General features: G+C 65.4%; 20 protein-coding genes and 1 tRNA gene. 10 read left to right on the forward strand and 11 right to left on the reverse strand.

Going from position 1 to position 16,248, the window contains the following annotated elements; genetic code table 11:
- Positions 1-38: 38 nt before the first annotated feature.
- A complete protein-coding gene (locus tag CIHUM_RS03955) occupies positions 39-659 on the reverse strand; it encodes a CPBP family intramembrane glutamic endopeptidase (RefSeq protein WP_034999579.1) in 621 nt (206 codons plus the stop codon).
- Between the two features lie 50 nt (positions 660-709).
- Between CIHUM_RS03955 and CIHUM_RS03960 the strand changes: the two genes are divergently transcribed.
- On the forward strand, positions 710-1,855 hold the full coding sequence (locus CIHUM_RS03960) for an NAD(P)H-binding protein (protein WP_074432034.1): 1,146 nt from the start codon (positions 710-712) through the stop codon (positions 1,853-1,855).
- Here the strand turns inward: CIHUM_RS03960 and CIHUM_RS03965 are convergent.
- A complete protein-coding gene (locus CIHUM_RS03965; RefSeq protein WP_051106451.1) occupies positions 1,836-3,161 on the reverse strand; it encodes an esterase-like activity of phytase family protein in 1,326 nt (441 codons plus the stop codon). The two genes, CIHUM_RS03960 and CIHUM_RS03965, sit on opposite strands and share 20 nt — an antisense overlap.
- A gap of 160 nt (positions 3,162-3,321) precedes the next feature.
- Between CIHUM_RS03965 and CIHUM_RS03970 the strand changes: the two genes are divergently transcribed.
- Positions 3,322-3,398: transfer RNA gene (locus CIHUM_RS03970), tRNA-Leu, on the forward strand.
- Between the two features lie 3 nt (positions 3,399-3,401).
- Here the strand turns inward: CIHUM_RS03970 and CIHUM_RS03975 are convergent.
- From CIHUM_RS03975 to CIHUM_RS03985, 3 genes are read right to left on the reverse strand one after another with little or no spacing between them, the layout of a single operon-like run.
- Positions 3,402-3,755, reverse strand: coding sequence for a DoxX family protein (locus CIHUM_RS03975; protein WP_051106452.1), 354 nt, complete (start codon positions 3,753-3,755; stop codon positions 3,402-3,404).
- Positions 3,756-3,772: 17 nt separating this feature from the next.
- Entirely contained in the window at positions 3,773-4,645 is an 873-nt protein-coding gene (locus tag CIHUM_RS03980; RefSeq protein ID WP_034999581.1) for a GDSL-type esterase/lipase family protein, read from the reverse strand.
- 10 nt (positions 4,646-4,655) lie between these two features.
- Positions 4,656-6,029: a cryptochrome/photolyase family protein gene (locus CIHUM_RS03985; protein WP_034999583.1), complete on the reverse strand. Its 1,374-nt coding sequence runs from the start codon at positions 6,027-6,029 to the stop codon at positions 4,656-4,658.
- Between the two features lie 29 nt (positions 6,030-6,058).
- Here CIHUM_RS03985 and CIHUM_RS03990 point away from each other — a divergent pair, with 29 nt between their 5' ends.
- Positions 6,059-6,523 carry an S-ribosylhomocysteine lyase gene (locus CIHUM_RS03990; protein WP_034999586.1) on the forward strand — a complete coding sequence of 155 codons (465 nt, stop codon included), beginning with the start codon at positions 6,059-6,061 and terminating at the stop codon, positions 6,521-6,523.
- On the opposite strand, the gene CIHUM_RS03995 is transcribed toward CIHUM_RS03990, so the two are convergent.
- On the reverse strand, positions 6,516-7,442 hold the full coding sequence (locus CIHUM_RS03995) for a suppressor of fused domain protein (protein WP_034999587.1): 927 nt from the start codon (positions 7,440-7,442) through the stop codon (positions 6,516-6,518). The genes CIHUM_RS03990 and CIHUM_RS03995 overlap by 8 nt on opposite strands.
- Before the next feature lie 131 nt (positions 7,443-7,573).
- On the opposite strand from CIHUM_RS03995, the gene CIHUM_RS04000 reads away from it, so the two are divergent.
- Positions 7,574-8,380, forward strand: a complete 807-nt coding sequence (locus CIHUM_RS04000; RefSeq protein WP_034999589.1) for a Bax inhibitor-1/YccA family protein — start codon at positions 7,574-7,576, stop codon at positions 8,378-8,380.
- Between the two features lie 79 nt (positions 8,381-8,459).
- Here CIHUM_RS04000 and CIHUM_RS04005 read toward each other — a convergent pair whose 3' ends face one another.
- The 3 genes from CIHUM_RS04005 to CIHUM_RS04015 all read right to left on the reverse strand — a co-directional run bounded on the left by CIHUM_RS04005 (position 8,460) and on the right by CIHUM_RS04015 (position 10,114).
- Positions 8,460-8,987, reverse strand: coding sequence for a hypothetical protein (locus CIHUM_RS04005; protein ID WP_034999591.1), 528 nt, complete (start codon positions 8,985-8,987; stop codon positions 8,460-8,462).
- Positions 8,988-9,027: 40 nt separating this feature from the next.
- Positions 9,028-9,549: a transcription elongation factor GreA gene (gene greA / locus CIHUM_RS04010; protein ID WP_034999593.1), complete on the reverse strand. Its 522-nt coding sequence runs from the start codon at positions 9,547-9,549 to the stop codon at positions 9,028-9,030.
- Positions 9,550-9,655: 106 nt separating this feature from the next.
- Complete coding sequence (locus tag CIHUM_RS04015) at positions 9,656-10,114, reverse strand: DUF4307 domain-containing protein (RefSeq protein WP_034999595.1); 459 nt, start codon at positions 10,112-10,114, stop codon at positions 9,656-9,658.
- Positions 10,115-10,230: 116 nt separating this feature from the next.
- On the opposite strand from CIHUM_RS04015, the gene mca reads away from it, so the two are divergent.
- Genes mca through CIHUM_RS04030 form a run of 3 tightly spaced genes read left to right on the forward strand, consistent with a single transcriptional unit; the run spans position 10,231 to position 12,183 of the window.
- Entirely contained in the window at positions 10,231-11,085 is an 855-nt protein-coding gene (mca, locus tag CIHUM_RS04020; protein WP_034999597.1) for a mycothiol conjugate amidase Mca, read from the forward strand.
- Complete coding sequence (locus CIHUM_RS04025; protein WP_034999599.1) at positions 11,086-11,385, forward strand: hypothetical protein; 300 nt, start codon at positions 11,086-11,088, stop codon at positions 11,383-11,385.
- Between the two features lie 18 nt (positions 11,386-11,403).
- Positions 11,404-12,183, forward strand: a complete 780-nt coding sequence (locus CIHUM_RS04030) for an isoprenyl transferase (protein ID WP_034999600.1) — start codon at positions 11,404-11,406, stop codon at positions 12,181-12,183.
- Here the strand turns inward: CIHUM_RS04030 and coaA are convergent, their stop codons facing one another.
- Positions 12,184-13,107 carry a type I pantothenate kinase gene (gene coaA / locus CIHUM_RS04035; RefSeq protein ID WP_034999963.1) on the reverse strand — a complete coding sequence of 308 codons (924 nt, stop codon included), beginning with the start codon at positions 13,105-13,107 and terminating at the stop codon, positions 12,184-12,186.
- A 113-nt stretch (positions 13,108-13,220) separates the two neighbouring features.
- On the opposite strand from coaA, the gene glyA reads away from it, so the two are divergent.
- On the forward strand, positions 13,221-14,513 hold the full coding sequence (gene glyA, locus CIHUM_RS04040) for a serine hydroxymethyltransferase (RefSeq protein WP_034999603.1): 1,293 nt from the start codon (positions 13,221-13,223) through the stop codon (positions 14,511-14,513).
- Here glyA and CIHUM_RS04045 read toward each other — a convergent pair.
- On the reverse strand, positions 14,510-14,938 hold the full coding sequence (locus tag CIHUM_RS04045) for a DUF5997 family protein (RefSeq protein WP_392389866.1): 429 nt from the start codon (positions 14,936-14,938) through the stop codon (positions 14,510-14,512). The two genes, glyA and CIHUM_RS04045, sit on opposite strands and share 4 nt — an antisense overlap.
- Between CIHUM_RS04045 and CIHUM_RS04050 the strand changes: the two genes are divergently transcribed.
- Together CIHUM_RS04050 and CIHUM_RS04055 are read left to right on the forward strand one after the other, a co-directional pair.
- Positions 14,937-15,515: a LysR family transcriptional regulator substrate-binding protein gene (locus tag CIHUM_RS04050; RefSeq protein WP_034999604.1), complete on the forward strand. Its 579-nt coding sequence runs from the start codon at positions 14,937-14,939 to the stop codon at positions 15,513-15,515. The genes CIHUM_RS04045 and CIHUM_RS04050 overlap by 2 nt on opposite strands.
- Before the next feature lie 53 nt (positions 15,516-15,568).
- Positions 15,569-16,165: an LGFP repeat-containing protein gene (locus tag CIHUM_RS04055; protein ID WP_158293376.1), complete on the forward strand. Its 597-nt coding sequence runs from the start codon at positions 15,569-15,571 to the stop codon at positions 16,163-16,165.
- Positions 16,166-16,248 lie beyond the last annotated feature (83 nt).

Consider the following 16,248-nt stretch of genomic DNA (forward strand, 5'->3'; position numbering starts at 1 on the left):
CGCGAAAGGGGAGAGGAGGCCGACGTTGCCCCCGCGTCCTAGAGGAACTGGGGCAGGATCAAAAGCATCCCGATGCTCCAGGTCAGGTGCACGGCGATCGGGGAGTAGAGCCTGCCGGTTTTCGCCGCTTCGAAGTAGGCCACCGCCCCCAGTACGCCGGCGGCGAACACCAGCAGCGGCACGCCCATCACGCACGTGACCAGGCTGTAGGCCAGTGTGGACCACACGCCGGCCTGCACCACCGACTGGCCCATGCCCCGCAGCTGGCGCGGCACCACGTCGCGGAACACCAGCTCCTCGCCGAGGCCGTTGACCACCAGCACCAGCAGCGTCAGGGCGTATCCGCCCTTGTCGGGCGTGTCCAGCAGCTCCGCCGCGGGGCCAGCGAGGAAGGGGATATGCTGTACCACCAGGGCGCCGAGGACGAACACGAGCGCCAGGGCGGCACCGATGAGGGCGCCCCGGAGGACGTCGATAAGCTTTTTGGGCCCCATAAACGCCTGGCGGTTGCCCCACAGCCACCACGCGGCCGCGTACACCACGGCGGTACAGGCGGTGGCCCAGTAGAAGCCCGCGGTGCCATCGCCGGCGCGGCGTGCTAGAAATAGTCCGAGTGCGCCGAGGGTGCAGGGAGCTAAAAAGAGCCATTGCCTGGTCAAGTGGGATCTCCGTCCAAATACATTCGCCGGTCCGGGAGTAAGATTACGGCATGGTTGCACAACGAACTGGTCTGGTCACCGGGGCGACGGGCTACGTCGGCGGACTCGTGGTCGAGCAACTGCTTCGCGGTGGCTGGCGCGTGAAAATCCTCGCCCGCAACGAAGAAAAGGCCCTAGCGAGATCCTGGGGCGATGAGGTGGAGATCGTCGAAGGTGACGCCGCAAAGCGCGACGACGTCGCACGAGCCCTCGAAGGAGCGGACTGCGCGTGGTACCTGCTGCACTCCATGGACGACGGCGCCGGCTTCGCCCAAGAGGAAGCCGACATGGCGCGACGGTTGGGGGAAGAAGCCAAGCGCGCCGGGGTGGGCCGAATCGTGTACCTGGGCGGGCTGCACCCACAGGGCGAGAACATGTCCGAACACCTCGCCTCGCGCGTCCGGGTTGGGGAGATTCTCATGGATTCCGGTGTGCCCACCGCGGTGCTGCAGGCGGGCGTGGTCATCGGTGACGGGTCGCTGTCGTTCCAGCTGCTGCGGCATGTCACTGAACGCGTGCCCGCGTTTGTCGCACCGGAGTGGATCACCAATGAGATCACTCCGATCGGCGCCCGTGACATTGCCTTTTACCTTGCCGCGGCGGCAGATCTCCCGGCGGAGATGAATCGCACTTTCGACGTGGGCGGGCCGGACTCGATGCCGTATGTGGAGATGATGCAGCGCTACGCCGAGGCGGTGGGGCTGCACCGCCGCCCGTACTTCACCGCGCCGATCATGACCCGCGCGCTGGCCGCGTGGGGGTTGGGTGTGCTTACCCCGCTGGACCACAATCAAATCCGGCCGATCTTCGAATCGGTCAGCGTGGACACCGTGGTTAAGGAACACGACCTGGAAGCGCTGGTGGGAACGCCGGCGGGTGGTAACCAGCGCTTCGAGGACGCGGTGCGGGCGGCCGCCGAGGGCACCGAGCCAGGCTGGTATGGCGGGTTGGCCACCACGTTCCATCTGGCGGCGGTGGCCGCGGGCGCGTTAAGCCGGCGGCCGTTGGTGCAGGTGCCGCTCAACCTCGCCGCGGCGGTGGCGGGCACCATCGCCGCTGGCAACGCAAGGGAGACCGGACGCTCGCCGTGGCCCGCGGTTGTGGCGAGCGGGCTCGGCGTCGCCGCGATGTCGGCAGTTACTTCACGGAGAAGGTGATCATCTCGGTGTCGTCCGGCTTGCCGCGGTAGCGGCCATCGTCGCCGGGGAAGTTATTGTCCAGCGCGGTGAGGTAGCGGCCGTCTTCCAGCTGGATGATGGTCTCGACGCTGAGTAGTGCGAATTGGAACGGGTCGCCGACGCCGTAGGCGCGGGCGTCGGAGACCATGCCGATCTTGCCCGGGTTGGCAATATCGAGCAGGTCCGCCATCAGGTCCTTCTTCAGCGTGGAGCCAGCCTTGGCGTCCGCGAAGTCCTCGACCTCGAAGACCTTCTTCAGCTGCGCCTCCGAGCCGCGGAAATCGTCGCGCTCGAGCACGAGCAGGCGACCGTCCCTGGTTATAAACGCGTCGCCGATCAGAGCGTCATCGCCCTCGGCCACGTAGTTCCAGGTCTTGCCGGTGTACTCGCCGGATTCGGTGTCGAACTGGGAGATCACGCGCACACGCTTGTCGGTGGCCTCGTCGAGGTAGCCCTCGAAGATCGGGTAGAGGTAGCGGCCGTCGGTGGCCATGGCCTCGAAGCCCTTGGAGTTGCGCAGGTTCGGTTCTTCTTCAGCACCCAACGTCGGGTTGGACGGGCTCTTAACGTCCGGGTAGGCGTACGGGGCGTCGAGAAGCGTGCCGTCCTTGTCCACGTGGAGGATGTAGGGGCCGAACTCCTCGCCGACCCAGAAGGTGCCGTCCGCGGCCTGCACGAAGGACTCCGGGTCGAAGTCCGCGCCGGTAAGTAGGCGGTCCTCGGTGTCGTTGTTGACGATGTCCCAGGAAATCTTGTTGTTCGGGTCCTTCAGCGAGACGTAGTCCAGCACTTCGATGCCGCCGGTGTCCTTCGGGTTCTTCGCGGTATCCGCGGTCTCCCAGTTCGGCTTCACCTTGTAGATGCGCAGCAGGAAGTCGGAGGAGTTCTTCTTCGAGCCGAAGCCGTTGTCGGGAAGCGCGTAGAACTGACCATCGCCCTTCTCGATGATGCCGGAAAAGCCCGGGATGACCTGGCCCTTGAACGGGTGGGTCTGCCCGTTGCCGTCGAAGGCATCCTTGCCGGAATCCGGGCCGGGCGCCTGGTAGAGCGCCGAGAGCTTCGCGCGGCCGTCAAGGACGGGGCCTTCCGCATCAGGTGCCGTCTGGGTCGGGGCCGTGACCTGGTTACTGGACCCGGTGCCCTCAGAGCTTCCGCCGGCGGCGGCGCCGATCGCGCCACCGACAAGGCCGCCGACGACGAATACGCCTGCGACAGCAGCGATGATCTGCTCGAGGCTGAGGTCTTTGAAGATCTGATCGAGCGGGGAGGGGAGATGAATATTCATGGGCTGTAGCCTTTTTAATCGCTTGCGGGTGGACGCGAAACTCAGAAGATGCTGAGATTTCGCACAGCGAGTGTAAGGCCACGCGGCCGGCTCCGCTCGGTGAAAATGAGCTCGCCGATTGCGGTTTGCACACGCCGGGGAAGTACGATGTTTCCCCGTCGCCCCTATAGCCCAATTGGCAGAGGCAGCGGACTTAAAATCCGCCCAGTGTCGGTTCGAGCCCGACTGGGGGCACCACGATTATTTCGCCGCGCCGAGCGCCGCCTTGATCAGCGGGATCTGTAGCGGCAGGCGCCCGATGGAGATGATCTGTTTCTGCCACGGCTCGTTGCGCCACTGCCACGCCATGTTGAAGTTGGCCGGCCACACCGCGGCGAGCAGCGCAGCGGCGAACTTCCCGCCGGCAGCCCGCGTTTTCGGGTTTGCCAGCAGGGCAGCGGCGGCGAGTTCGGCCACGCCGGAGACGTAGGTGTAGGTGCGTGCGGAGCCGGGAAGGGCGTCGGGCACGATGCCGTCGAAAGGCTCAGGCTTTGCAAAGTGGAGCACGCCCGCGCCAGCGAACAGGGGAATGAGGAACTTCTGAAACTTGGTCACCTTGCCGAGAGTACGCCTCACACCGCCTGAGCCACCTGGTCGGCGACGAAGGCGGACCCGGCGCGGGAGGGGTGCAGGGCCATGTTGTAGCCGGCCGTGGTGGTGTCGATGAGCCCGGCCACCCAGCGGTCGGCGTCGCGGGCGCACGTGCTGTGGTCAGTGGAAAGCGTGTGGATGTCGATGAACGTCGCGCCCACCTGGGCGGCGAGCGCGCGCTGGTAGGACTGGGTGCGTTGCTCCCATTGTCGCACCCGGGGTGCGGGGACACCGAGTGGGGCGTTCGGCATCACGTTGATTAGGCAGATCCGCCCGGTTCCACCGGTGACCGAGAGCATCCCCGGGATGAGGATCTTGGCCCGGGGTGCGGCGGCGCGCACTTTGGCCATAGCGTCGTGCATGTTGCGGAAGTAGTTGTCGCGCACCGCGTCGGCGTTGTACGGCGCGCCGGGGGATTCGACCAATGGGCGCCAATGATCGTTGAACCCGACCGCCAGCGTCACCGCCCGAGTGTTGGCGTTGAGGTCGCCCGCGCGAACCGCGAGGTCGACGTGGCCGGGCAGGCTGGCCGATTGGTGGCCGGTGCACGACCAGTCCGCCACGGTAAGACCGGTGCGGGCTTGTAGCTGGCGCGGCCAGTTGTCCGGTCCTTGCAGGCAGCCTGCCTGGCTGGGGTAGGAGGAGACCAGCCTTTCCGACGACCCGGAGGACAGCTGCGAGCTTCCCGCGAGGTTGAGCGCGGAGTTGCGGTACTGGTCCGGGTTCGAGGTAAATGAATCGCCGAAAACGACCACGTTGCCGGTGGGCTGAGCCGTGACAGGCGCGGCTGTGCTGGCGACAATGGCCGCGCATGCGGCAATGCCAGCGGCGACTTTGCGGAACAGAACTTTCATTCAGACGACCCTACCGGTTGCCTTTGATGTCGCTGTACGCCGCGAGCGCGGTCTTTCGGGATTCCTTGACGTCGACCATCGGCTCCGGATAGCCAGGCAGCAGCGCCTCCGGCGCCCACCGCGAAACGTACGCGCCGGCGGGGTCGAACTTCTCCTGCTGCGTTAGCGGGTTGAAGACGCGGAAGTACGGCGCGGCATCGTCGCCGGAGCCGGACACCCACTGCCAGTTGAACGGGTTGGAGGCGGCGTCGGCGTCGACGAGCGTGTCCCAGAACCACTCCTCCCCGTGGCGCCAGTGAATGCCCAGATTCTTGGTCAGCCAGGAGCCCGCGACCATGCGTACGCGATTATGCATGGTGCCGGTTTCCCACAGCTCGCGCATGCCGGCATCCACCAGCGGCATGCCTGTTTCACCCCGCTGCCACCGCGCTAGCTGGTCCAGGTGCTGCGCGGCGTCAAGATCCGGTTCCATGGCAGGATCCGCAAACGCCTGCGCGTGCTCCCACGGTGCGGCGTTGCCGCTCCACGCCCACTCGAAGCCGTCGAACTGGCTGCGTACATTGCGCACCGCCAGATCCGGCAGGTGGTACAAGCGGTACCAGGCAAACTCGCGCCACACCAGCTGGCGCAAAAACGCCCACGCGTGACTCGCGGCGGCCGGGTGCGCCTCCGCAAACGCTGCCGTTTCCGCCCAGACGTAACCGGGGGAGAGCTCTCCGAAGCGCAGGTGTGCGCTCAGCCCCGAGGTCGCGCCGGCGGCCAGGTCGTTGTTGTCGTAGCCGCGCCCATCTACCAGCCCGTCCAAAAATTCGTGGAAGCGCGAAAGGGCCGCGTCCTCGCCAGGGGTGTTGTGCGCGGCCAAGCCAGCGGCCCACGCCGGTGCCTCCGGAACCTCCAGCCGCGTGCCGCCGGGTAGTACCGGCACCGCCACCGGCTGCGGCGGGTGCGCGACCAGGTGCTGCTGCACGGCCTTATAAAACGGCGTGAACACCCGGTACGGGGTGCCGTCGCCGGTATTGATCTCCCACGGCTCCGCGAGCAAAAACCCCGGGAACGTGCGCGCGTCCACCGCGCGCTTGACCTCCGCGTCCAAGTCAATCGCATCGTAGCGGCGGTTCCACACCACCTCAGCACCGAGCTCTGTGACCAGGCGCGGGACGATCTCGCGGGGGTCGCCCTGCTCGTAGATGATGGGGAGCTTCGTGCTTAACGACGCAACACTGCGTTCGCGCCACCACGCGGCGGCGCGGCCTAAGGGGCGGGTGCCGCCGGAGGTGTCGTCGATAAGCACACCCGCAACCTCCCCGCGCGATACGGCCCACGAAAGCGCGGGGTTGTCCGTGACGCGCAGATCGTCGCGGAACCAAACAAGAGTGGTGGGCACGTGCGCCTCCGTTCAGTAGAGTCAAGGCCATGACTGATCGTATGAATGTGGAATCCTTCAACCTCGACCACACCAAGGTAGCCGCCCCGTTTATCCGGCTCGCGGACCGCAAGGAGCTGCCCGCTGGCGACACGCTGGTGAAGTGGGACATCCGCTTCAAGCAGCCCAACGTCGAGCACCTGGAGATGCCGGCGGTGCACTCGCTGGAGCACATGTTCGCCGAGCACGCCCGCAACCACGCGGACAACGTCATCGACTTCGGCCCGATGGGCTGCCAGACCGGCTTCTACCTCATGCTTTCCGGCGACGTTGCCGAGGCTGAGGTCGCTGAGCTGGTGGAAAAGACGCTGACGGACATCACCAAGGCCGACGAGGTCCCGGCCGCCAACGAGAAGCAATGCGGCAGGGGTGCAAGCCACGACCTGGAGGCGGCCAAGCGCGAGGCCCAGGCGTTTTTGGACAAGCGCGACGAGTGGGGCAGCGTCTTTAAGTAGTCGGGTCCACCACCCGGAATTCCAGCGGCGCGGTGCGCAGGCGGTAGACGCCCGGCACCGCGTCGAATATTGCGAGCAGCTCGTGGGCGAACTCCGCGGTGGCGGGGACGACAACATGGTCGCTCGCACACTCGGTTGTCGGCGACTGCGGGTTGAGCAGCAGCCACGTTTCGCCGTTGAGCAGCGCGAATGACCTCCCGTGCAGCAGGCGGTGGCGCGCGGCACGGAGTAACGCGCGCGCAGCCGCCGGATCCAGGTCCACGCGCCCCTCGGCATCGACCTCGAGGTAGCGGGCGTGCATCGCGCCTATCGACGCCCCTTCGGACCCCACCGCCTCATCCAACAATGCCCGATCCTGCGGGTCGGCGCTGATTGGGGCGCGGTCCGTAGAAGCAAGGCCAAGCGGCACGCGGTCGCCGACAAAGGCCGCGAATTTCAGCGGGTCCCAGGACAGCATCTGTTCCACGTCGTCGCCGTTTATGCCGACCGCGTACGTGAAGCGGATCAGGCCGGTCGGCCCGTCTACCACACCGAGGACCGGGTCGGTGACAAACACGAAGCCGGACAAGGTGCCGCGCGGGTTGTCCAGCACGAGGTAGTGGCCAGGCTCGATGTCGTCGCGGGCGGCGCGGGCGAGCAGGCGTGCCGGCCACTCGTCGGGAAGCGCAGGCGTGCCGCGCACGCGCAACGTGAGCTCCGTTTGGGTGCCTGCGGCAGGCTGGGAAGACTCCACGCGGGACTTGCCATACGTGCAGTACAACACGTGGGGGACCGGCTCGGGCAGCACGTACGCGTGGACCTCTAGGCGGCGGTAGGAAAACACGTACGCGTCCTCGCCGCCGGCGGCCTGCGCGATATGGCCGCGCACCACATCACCGCCGGTTTTCGGGCCGCGGCGGGCGTTGTCGAGCACTCCCATGCAGGCCACCATATCCCCGCTGGAAGGCGGCGAGTGATCGGCTGGCATCACACTGGCGGGAACCTTTTCGGTACGTGTGGCGTTATACCCGGTGAACTCTTGGACAAACTCATTGGAAAGGAATGTGGGACGTGAGAAGCACTAACCCTGTTCTGCGCAACATTCCGGGGGCGGATGCGGACAACGGCTACCAGGCCGGCCAGACCGCGACGCTTCCGGGGAACGCGCCCGAAATTGATCAGCAACGCCCGATGACGGTCGACGACGTGGTGACCAAGACGGGCATCACGCTCGCCGTGATCATTGCGTTCGCCGCAGTGAACTTCGGCATCTTCCTCACCGGCAACATCCGCCTTGGCATGATCCTGACCTTCGTCGGCGCCATCGGCGGCTTCATCACCACCCTGGTCAACGCGTTCCGCCGCGAATTCGGCTCAAAGACGCTGACGCTGATCTACGCCGCGTTTGAGGGCTTGTTCCTCGGCGGCTTCTCCCTGACCGTCTCCGGCTGGTTCAACGTCGGCGGCGCCGATGCCAGCCAGCTCATCTTCCAGGCCATTTTGGGCACGATCGGCGTGTTCATCGGCATGCTCGTCGTCTACCGTCGCGGCGCTATCCGCGTCACTCCGCGTTTCCACCGCATCGTCACCGGCATGATCTTCGGCGTGGCCATCATGGCGGTGGGCAACCTCCTACTGGCAATCTTCGCTGGCATCTCCCCGCTTCGCGACGGCGGCACGCTGTCCATCATCTTCGGCGTGGTCTGCGTCGTGCTGGCCGCCCTGTCCTTCCTGCAGGACTTCGACCTGGCCGACAAGCTGGTCCGCACCGGTGCGCCGGAGCGCGCCTCCTGGGGTGTTGCGCTTGGTCTGGCTGTGACCCTGGTGTGGCTCTACACCGAGATCCTGCGCCTGCTGTCCTACTTCAACGACCGCTAGGCCGCTAGGCCCACAGAAACGCAAAGCGCCTCGCTTCCGGAGATAATCCGGAAGCGAGGCGCTTTGTCGTGCGTGCGGCTTAGTAGTTGTTGTCTGGCACCACGGACTGGCCGTTGACGGACACGGTGGTAAACACCGGCTTGCCGTCAATGATCTCCGGGTTGCCCAACACAACCTTCACGTCTTCTTCGCGGTTGTCCGGGGAGACAACGACGCGGGTGCCGGTGCCCTCGGCGAGATCCTCGCCCCACTGCTCCCAGACGATGTTCTCGAGGAAGTCGTCCTGGTTTTCGCAGTCCACGGTGAGGCGGTCCGGGCGCACCAGGTCGGTGGCGCCGCAGTTATTGAACACCGGGGCGGCAGCGACGGCGGCCTCTGCAGTCTCCTGCTCCTGCACCGCGTTTGCCTCGGTGACGTTGGTCGCCGTCGCGGTGCTGGTGGCGGTGGTCGCGGTGCCGGCGCCCTTCAGGGAGTTCGGGTCCTGGGTGGTGGCGGTGTCGACCTTCTCGGAGGAGGGGTTCTCGTGCGGCGGGGTGCAGCCTGCCAGAGCGATGGCGGCCAGGGCGGCGACGCCGGCGACAGCTTTGCGGGAAGAGGTGGCAATCACAGGAATGGTCCTTCTGTTTTTGGAAAGAGAAAAGTATTGGCTACTTCGCGCGGGGCGTGGATGCCTTGACTGAATCATACGGCTCGGCGGAGACGATGGTGACGGAAATCTCGCGGCCGTTCGGGGCGGTGTATTTGCGGGTTTCGCCCTCGGAAGCGCCGACGACGGCTGCGCCGAGCGGGGACTGCTCCGAGTAGGTCTCAAGGTCCGCGTTGTCCGTGGAGGCTGCGCGGGTGCCGATGAGGAAGGTCTCGCGGTCGTCCTCGTCGCCGTCGTAGTAGACGTGCACGACGGAACCGACGTGGGCGACACCCTCGACGATGCCGGTGCGCTCGGTGGTGGAGTTGGACAGGATTTCGGAGATCTGCTTGATGCGCGCCTCCTCCTGGTCCTGCTGCTCGCGGGCTGCGTCGTAGCCGGCGTTCTCCTTGAGGTCGCCCTCTTCGCGGCGCTCGTTGATCTCGGCCGCGATGGCGGGGCGGTTGTCAATGAGCTGCTGCAGTTCGGCCTCGAGCTTGGCCTTCATTTCAGGAGTGATGTACTGCTGCTGGGATTCAGCCATAGGGGTCTAAACCTTCCCTGATACGTGAAATCGGCCCGCCGCTCGCGGGCCAATGTGTGCAGATATACAGCCGGAAGATTACCACACGCGGATGTGGCGGTTTCCGCTAGCGTGCTGCGTAGAAGCTGCTCTCCGGGTCCATGTAGAAGGGGAGATTTTCGGAGCAGCCGTAGATGCGCCCCGACACCAAAGGCTCGCGCACCGGCAGGTCCACGGCGATGCGGGAGTGCTCGTCGCCGCCAGCTGGCAGGACCACCTCGCGGCGGCCCACCTCGGCGTGGGAGTAGTCCACCGCCGTGACGATGCAGTACGCGGGCGTGTCAGGGTTTTTGCGGTCCACGTCGATCCAGAGTCGGCCCGTGTTGTCGTCGATATGCTCCTGCGAAATAAATTCGGCGCGGACCGGTTGGTTGAAGCGCTCCATGATCGTGCGGGCGCCCACGAAAAGCAGTGCGATCATGAGCAGCGCGGAGACAATCGCCACCACCTTGCCGCCGATTGAGCCGCCGGAGCCGCGGTTGCGACCGTAGCGTTCGGCTGGGCGGGGAGAGGTGGCGGTGCTCACGGAAACGGCTCCTTGCAGGTGGTAAGGACTTTAGCGTTGATGGTACTAAGATGACGCGGAGGTACAGAACTGACCCCTACGAAAGTTGGATTGATCGAGTGACCGGGTTTCGTCTCATGGCAATTCACGCCCACCCAGACGACGAGTCCTCAAAGGGTGCGGCCACCATGGCCAAGTACGCCGCGGAAGGCAACCGCGTCAAGGTCGTCACGTGCACTGACGGCAGGCGCGGCGACATCCTCAATCCGGCTATGGACCGCCCCGGCGTGCTAGACAACATCCTCGACGTGCGCCGCGAGGAGATGGCGCGCGCCGCGGCGGCGCTCGGCGTCGAGCACGTCTGGCTGGGCTACGAGGACTCCGGGCTGCCGGAGGGCGACCCGCTGCCGTCGCTGCCGGAAGGCTCGTTCGCGGTGCAGGACCCGGAAGAAGTGGCAGCGGAGATTGTGAAGCAGATCCGCGAATTCCGCCCGCACGTGATCATCACGTACGACGAAAACGGCGGCTACCCGCACCCGGACCACCTGATGGTGCACGCGATTTCCATGATCGCCTGGGAGCGCGCAGGCGACCCGGATTTCGCCCCCGGCGCCGGCGAGCCGTGGACGCCGCTGAAGCTGTACTACTCGCACGGCTTCATCCTGCAGCGCATGAAGCTTCTGCAAGAGCGGCTTATCCAGCGCGGCGAGAAGAGCCCGTACGAGCTGATGATCAAACGCTGGGAGGAAAACGAAGGCGACGTCTTCGACCGCGTGACCACCCAGGTGGAGTGCGCCGACTACTTCCCGCAACGTGCCGAAGCGCTGACGGCCCACGCCACGCAGATCGATCCCGCCGGCGCTTTTTTGGCCAGCCCGGTGAAGGACCAGCAGGACGTCTGGCCCACCGAGGAGTTTGAGCTGGCCGCGACCAGGGTAAAGACCACCCTGCCGGAAACGGATCTGTTTGCCGGCATCGAGGAGGAAAACTAAATGTCTACGTTCACCATCTCTGCCGCCAGCGCCGCGAACTTCGTGCTGGCCCAGAACCCGGGCGAGACCCCGGTCGGCCCGGACTTCGGCAAAGCGTCGCCGATTGGGTTGCTGCTGCTGGTGGTCCTGGCCATTGTCGTGCTGTTCATCGGCTGGTCGTTTCACCGCCGCTTTTCCCGTTTCAAGCGCCGCCAGGCGTTCGCGGAAGCCCGCGGGATTGATCCGTTCGATGAGAAAGCCATCGACGAGGCCATGGAGAAGGCTGGTCTGAAGGACCAGCGGAAGAAAAACGCTTTCTAGCTGTCTAGAATCTATCCTGTGTCTGTCCTTTCGAAGCTGCAATACCCGCTGTACCCGCTGTATGAGGCGCGCCTGAAGCGCGAGCTGCGCGGCAAAAAGCGCCCGAAGCACATTGCCGTGATGGCCGACGGCAACCGGCGTTGGGCGCGCGAGGCGGGCTTCGAGGACATTTCCCACGGCCACCGCGTCGGCGGCGCGAAAATCGGCGAGCTTGTGCGCTGGTCCGCGGAGATGGACGTGGACGTGCTCACCATCTACCTGCTGTCCACGGAGAATCTGCAGCGCACCACCGAAGAGGTGGAGCTGTTGTTCGACATCATTTCCGGTGTCATCGAGGATCTCGCCACGGAGGACTACACCTGCCGCGTGCGGTTGGTTGGGCATTTGGATTTGTTGCCGGAGGACGTCGCTAAGCGGATGCGCGAGGGCGCGGCCGCAACCGATACGAAGCATGGACTCACCGTGAATATCGCGGTCGGCTATGGCGGGCGCCAGGAGATCGTGGACGCGGTGCAATCGCTTATCGACGACAAAGCGCACGCCGGAGTGCCAGCCACGGAGATGGCCGCCGAGATCACCGTGGAATCGATCGGGGAGCACCTCTACACCTCCGGTCAGCCGGACCCGGACCTGGTTATCCGCACCTCCGGTGAGCAGCGCCTGTCCGGGTTTTTGCTGTGGCAGGCCGCGTACTCGGAGATCTGGTTCACCGACATCTATTGGCCGGCGTTCCGCAAAATCGATTTCCTGCGCGCGCTGCGCGATTACTCGCAGCGCTCCCGCCGCTTTGGCAAGTAGCTACATTTTGCGCATGCGCACGCGTTGGACGGTGTGGTCGTAATCCTTGCGCAACACCAGCGAGGCGCGCACGCGGGTGGGCAGGATGTTTTCCACCAGGTTGGGCAGGTTGATGGTCTGCCACAGCTCGCGGGCGGCGTAGGCGGCCTCGGCGTCGTCCATGCCGGCGAAGCCCTCGAAGTGGTTTCCGGGCTGCTGGAACGAGGTATCGCGGAGTTTGAGGAAGCGCTCGATGTACCAACGCTCGATGTCTTCGGTCTTCGCGTCGACGTAAATGGAGAAATCGAACAGGTCCGAAATCATCAGCGTTGGCCCGGTCTGCAGCACGTTTAACCCTTCGAGGATGAGGATGTCGGGCTGGCGGACTTCCACGAACTCGTCGGGGAGGATGTCGTAGGCCTCGTGCGAGTAGACCGGTGCCTTGACCACTGGCTGGCCGGACTTGACCTCGGTGACAAACCGCATGAGGTTTCTGCGGTTGTAGGACTCCGGGAAGCCTTTGCGTTTCATGATCCCGCGCTCTTCCAGCACCGCCTTGGGGTGGAGGAAGCCGTCGGTGGTGACCAGGTCCACCCGCGGGTGCGAGTCCCAGCGCTGCAACAGCACTTGCAACACACGCGCGGTGGTGGACTTGCCCACGGCCACCGAGCCGGCCAGGCCGATGATGAACGGCACGTGCCCCGGGTCGCCGCCGATGAATGTCTCGGTGGCGTTGGTGAGCTTTTGCCGGGCGCGCACCTGCAGGTGAATCAGGCGCGACAGCGGCAGGTAGATGTCCTCGACCTCCTGCAGGTCGAGGTTTTCGCCGATGCCGGAGAGCTTCTTTAGCTCCTCCTCGGTGAGCACCTGAGGCATTTTGGCGCGGCGCTTGCGCCAGTCCTCGCGGTGGAAGTCGAGGTACGGCGACGAATCGGCTCGAGACATAGCCACCATTGTTGCACCCGCGCAAAAGGGGAATAAATCAGCCTTCTGGGCGTGCCGATTTTCCTATACTTCGAGGAGCCGTAATCAACGCGAAAAGAAAGGACCCGGTCGACGTGTCTGAAGACCTCCGTTACCAGGATCTGGCCACCTACGATCCCGAAGTGCACGCTGCAATTGTGGACGAGCTGGCGCGCCAGCGCGACACCTTGGAGATGATCGCTTCCGAGAATTTCGTGCCCCGCTCTGTGCTGCAGGCGCAGGGCTCGGTGCTGACCAACAAGTACGCCGAGGGGTACCCGGGCCGCCGCTACTACGGCGGCTGTGAGCACGTGGACGTGATCGAGGACTTGGCGCGCGACCGCGCCAAGGAGGTCTTCGGTGCCCAGTACGCGAACGTGCAGCCGCACTCGGGTGCGCAGGCCAACGCCGCGGTGCTCATGGCGCTGGCGGAGCCGGGCGACACCATCTTGGGCCTGGACCTGGCGCACGGCGGCCACCTCACTCACGGCATGAAGATCAACTTCTCCGGCCGTCTCTACAACGTGGAGGCGTACCAGGTGGAGGAGGACACCCACCAGATCGACATGGCCAAGCTGCGCGAGCAGGCCCGCGAGGTCAAGCCGAAGGTGATCATCGCTGGCTGGTCCGCGTACCCGCGCCACGAGGACTTCGCGGAGTTCCGTTCCATCGCCGACGAGGTCGGCGCCTACCTGTGGGTGGACATGGCCCACTTCGCCGGCTTAGTCGCCGCTGGCCTGCACCCGAGCCCGGTCCCGCACGCGCACGTGGTGTCCTCCACGGTGCACAAGACCTTGGGCGGCCCGCGCTCCGGTTTCATCCTCACCAACGACCTGGAGCTGCACAAGAAGCTCAACTCCGCGGTTTTCCCGGGCCAGCAGGGCGGCCCGCTGATGCACGTCGTGGCTGCGAAGGCGACGGCGTTCAAGATCGCCGGCACCGAGGAATTCAAGGACCGCCAGCAGCGCACCCTCGACGGCGCGAAGGTGCTGGCGGAGCGTCTGCTTGCCGACGACGCACGCGAGGCCGGCGTCTCCGTCGTCTCCGGCGGCACCGAGGTGCACCTCGTGCTGGTGGACCTGCGCAACTCGCCGATGGACGGGCAGCAGGCTGAGGACCTGCTGCACTCGGTGGGCATCACCGTCAACCGCAACGCGGTGCCGTTCGACCCGCGCCCGCCGAAGGTGACCTCCGGCCTGCGCATCGGCACTTCCGCGCTGGCCACCCGCGGCTTCGGCGAGGAGGATTTCCGCGAGGTCGCCGAGATCATCGCGGAGACGTTGATGAAGGCTGAGAATGCCGACGTTGATGCGCTGCGCGGCCGCGTTGAAGCCCTGGCGCGCAAGTACCCGCTCTACCCGGACCTCGAGGATTGGAAGATGCTCTAGTCCTCCTCGGCTTCTCCGGCGTCGGCGCTTGCGCCGTCGCCGCCGTCGACTGCGTGCCCGCGCTGCTCCGCAAGAGTGGCGCGGGCTTTTTGCAGCCACTCGGGCTGGTCGCCCAGCAGCGCGCGGATTTCCTCGGTGGTCATCGCCTGGTCCACGCCGGCGTTTTTCAGCGCGGTCACGGAAATGCCCAGCTTGCGGGCCACCTCGGGGCGCGGGTGCGGGCCGGAAAGCCGCAGCTCCTGCAGCCACTGCGGCGGGTTGTCCTGGAGTTCGCGCAGTTCGGCGTGGGTCACGGCGCCGTCCTGAAACTCTTGCGGGGTGGCGGGGAGGTAGATGCCCAGCTTCTTTGCGGCGGTCACCGGCTTCATGGCGGTGCCGGAGGGGGTCTGTTCAGTCATGGCCAAAACGGTAGCATTGGCAGCCATGCTCACCATTGCCTTCGTCACCGGCACTGAGCCGGGGAAGTGGTTCCGCCGATTCGAGGAACTCACAAGAAGTCGCCTTGAGACGGTGCCGTCGGATGATCCGTTCGTGCTCGTCGGCAAGCAAGCAACTGCGGCGCTCGTGCGGCTTCCGGACGAGCGCGTCACCGACGAGCACCACGTGGTGCGCCTCTACGAAGAGGCAGCCGGCGTCGCGGTGCCGAAAGATTCCGTCTATGCGGAGGTCGGGGAGGTCACCCGCGCGGATGTGGCGGAGGAGATCGTGAATTTTGATGGGCCATCTCCTATCGACGACCTCCGGTCCGCCCTCCAAGTCGTCGCCGCGAACGTCGGCGTGGCCTTCGCACCCCTGCCGCTGTTGAAGAACCTCGCGCGCAAACAGATCAAAGCGTTACCGCTTGTGGGGGAGGAGCCGGCGACCCAGATCGCGCTTGTGTGGCGCAAAGTGGACGATTCGGACGCTGTGCAGGACTTTGTCGGCGTGACCAAGGGGAGGACGGTGCGTTCCTCGCGCGGAAAAGCGCACCCCCGATCGGGTGCAAAGAGGGCTCGACGTTAACGCAAAGTTCATAATGGACGATGCACTAATTTCAAGAATGAAAGGTAATGATTATGTTTTCCCGTAAGATTGTCGCTTCCGCAGCTGCCCTGACCCTTGGCGCAACCGGCCTGGTTGCTTGCTCCAACGATGGCGAGGGCGAGCCGACCTCCACCGAGGTTGTCTCCGAGACCGCTACCGAGACCGAGGTCGCCACTGAGACCGCTGGCGAGGGCGACGCCGACAAGTCCGGCGAGGCTACCGACGGCGCCGCAGCTGGCGATGCTGAGGCTACCGAGGAGATCACCACCGCTGACGGCGCAACCGCAATGGTGCCGGCTGGCGTGAAGTCCGCTATGGATCAGTACGCGCAGCCGGAGTGGGGCGAGCCGATGGCGGTTGAGGAGACCGACGGCGGCTGGATCGTCACCTACGACAACGAGCACTACATCACCTGGAACGAGAACACCGGCGGCGCACCGACCTGGGGCCAGATCGCTAACGAGTGGATCACCGACGTCCGTCTGGACCAGAAGATGGGCTTCCCGGTCGCACCGGAGACCGAGAACGCTGATCAGTCCGGCTGGACCCAGGAGTTCGAGAACGGCACCATCGAGTGGACCCGCGGCGGCACCGCTGACGCTTTCGAGGCCATCGTCACCGAGAAGTAAAACGGCGCGTAACCTCGCCTGATTTCGAGCGCCACCTGGCTGCGGCCGGGTGGCGCTTTTGTGTTGTCTCGCCCACGTTTGCG

Origin of the sequence: Corynebacterium ihumii (assembly GCF_028609825.1) — a bacterium.
In the GTDB taxonomy this organism is placed as follows: Bacteria; Actinomycetota; Actinomycetes; order Mycobacteriales; family Mycobacteriaceae; genus Corynebacterium; species Corynebacterium afermentans.

What these genes read in the sequence shown, in the direction of transcription:
- CIHUM_RS04045 (WP_392389866.1), bottom strand. Translation starts at nt 14,938, where the DNA reads ATGGCTGCCAATGCTACCGTTTTGGCCATGACTGAACAGACCCCCTCC.
- CIHUM_RS03980 (WP_034999581.1), bottom strand. Translation starts at nt 4,645, where the DNA reads ATGAAAGTTCTGTTCCGCAAAGTCGCCGCTGGCATTGCCGCATGCGCG.
- CIHUM_RS03990 (WP_034999586.1), top strand. Translation starts at nt 6,059, where the DNA reads ATGACTGATCGTATGAATGTGGAATCCTTCAACCTCGACCACACCAAG.
- CIHUM_RS03995 (WP_034999587.1), bottom strand. Translation starts at nt 7,442, where the DNA reads ATGGGAGTGCTCGACAACGCCCGCCGCGGCCCGAAAACCGGCGGTGAT.
- CIHUM_RS04050 (WP_034999604.1), top strand. Translation starts at nt 14,937, where the DNA reads ATGCTCACCATTGCCTTCGTCACCGGCACTGAGCCGGGGAAGTGGTTC.
- greA (WP_034999593.1), bottom strand. Translation starts at nt 9,549, where the DNA reads ATGGCTGAATCCCAGCAGCAGTACATCACTCCTGAAATGAAGGCCAAG.
- CIHUM_RS03965 (WP_051106451.1), bottom strand. Translation starts at nt 3,161, where the DNA reads ATGAATATTCATCTCCCCTCCCCGCTCGATCAGATCTTCAAAGACCTC.
- CIHUM_RS04025 (WP_034999599.1), top strand. Translation starts at nt 11,086, where the DNA reads ATGTCTACGTTCACCATCTCTGCCGCCAGCGCCGCGAACTTCGTGCTG.
- mca (WP_034999597.1), top strand. Translation starts at nt 10,231, where the DNA reads ATGGCAATTCACGCCCACCCAGACGACGAGTCCTCAAAGGGTGCGGCC.
- CIHUM_RS04055 (WP_158293376.1), top strand. Translation starts at nt 15,569, where the DNA reads ATGTTTTCCCGTAAGATTGTCGCTTCCGCAGCTGCCCTGACCCTTGGC.
- CIHUM_RS03960 (WP_074432034.1), top strand. Translation starts at nt 710, where the DNA reads ATGGTTGCACAACGAACTGGTCTGGTCACCGGGGCGACGGGCTACGTC.
- coaA (WP_034999963.1), bottom strand. Translation starts at nt 13,107, where the DNA reads ATGTCTCGAGCCGATTCGTCGCCGTACCTCGACTTCCACCGCGAGGAC.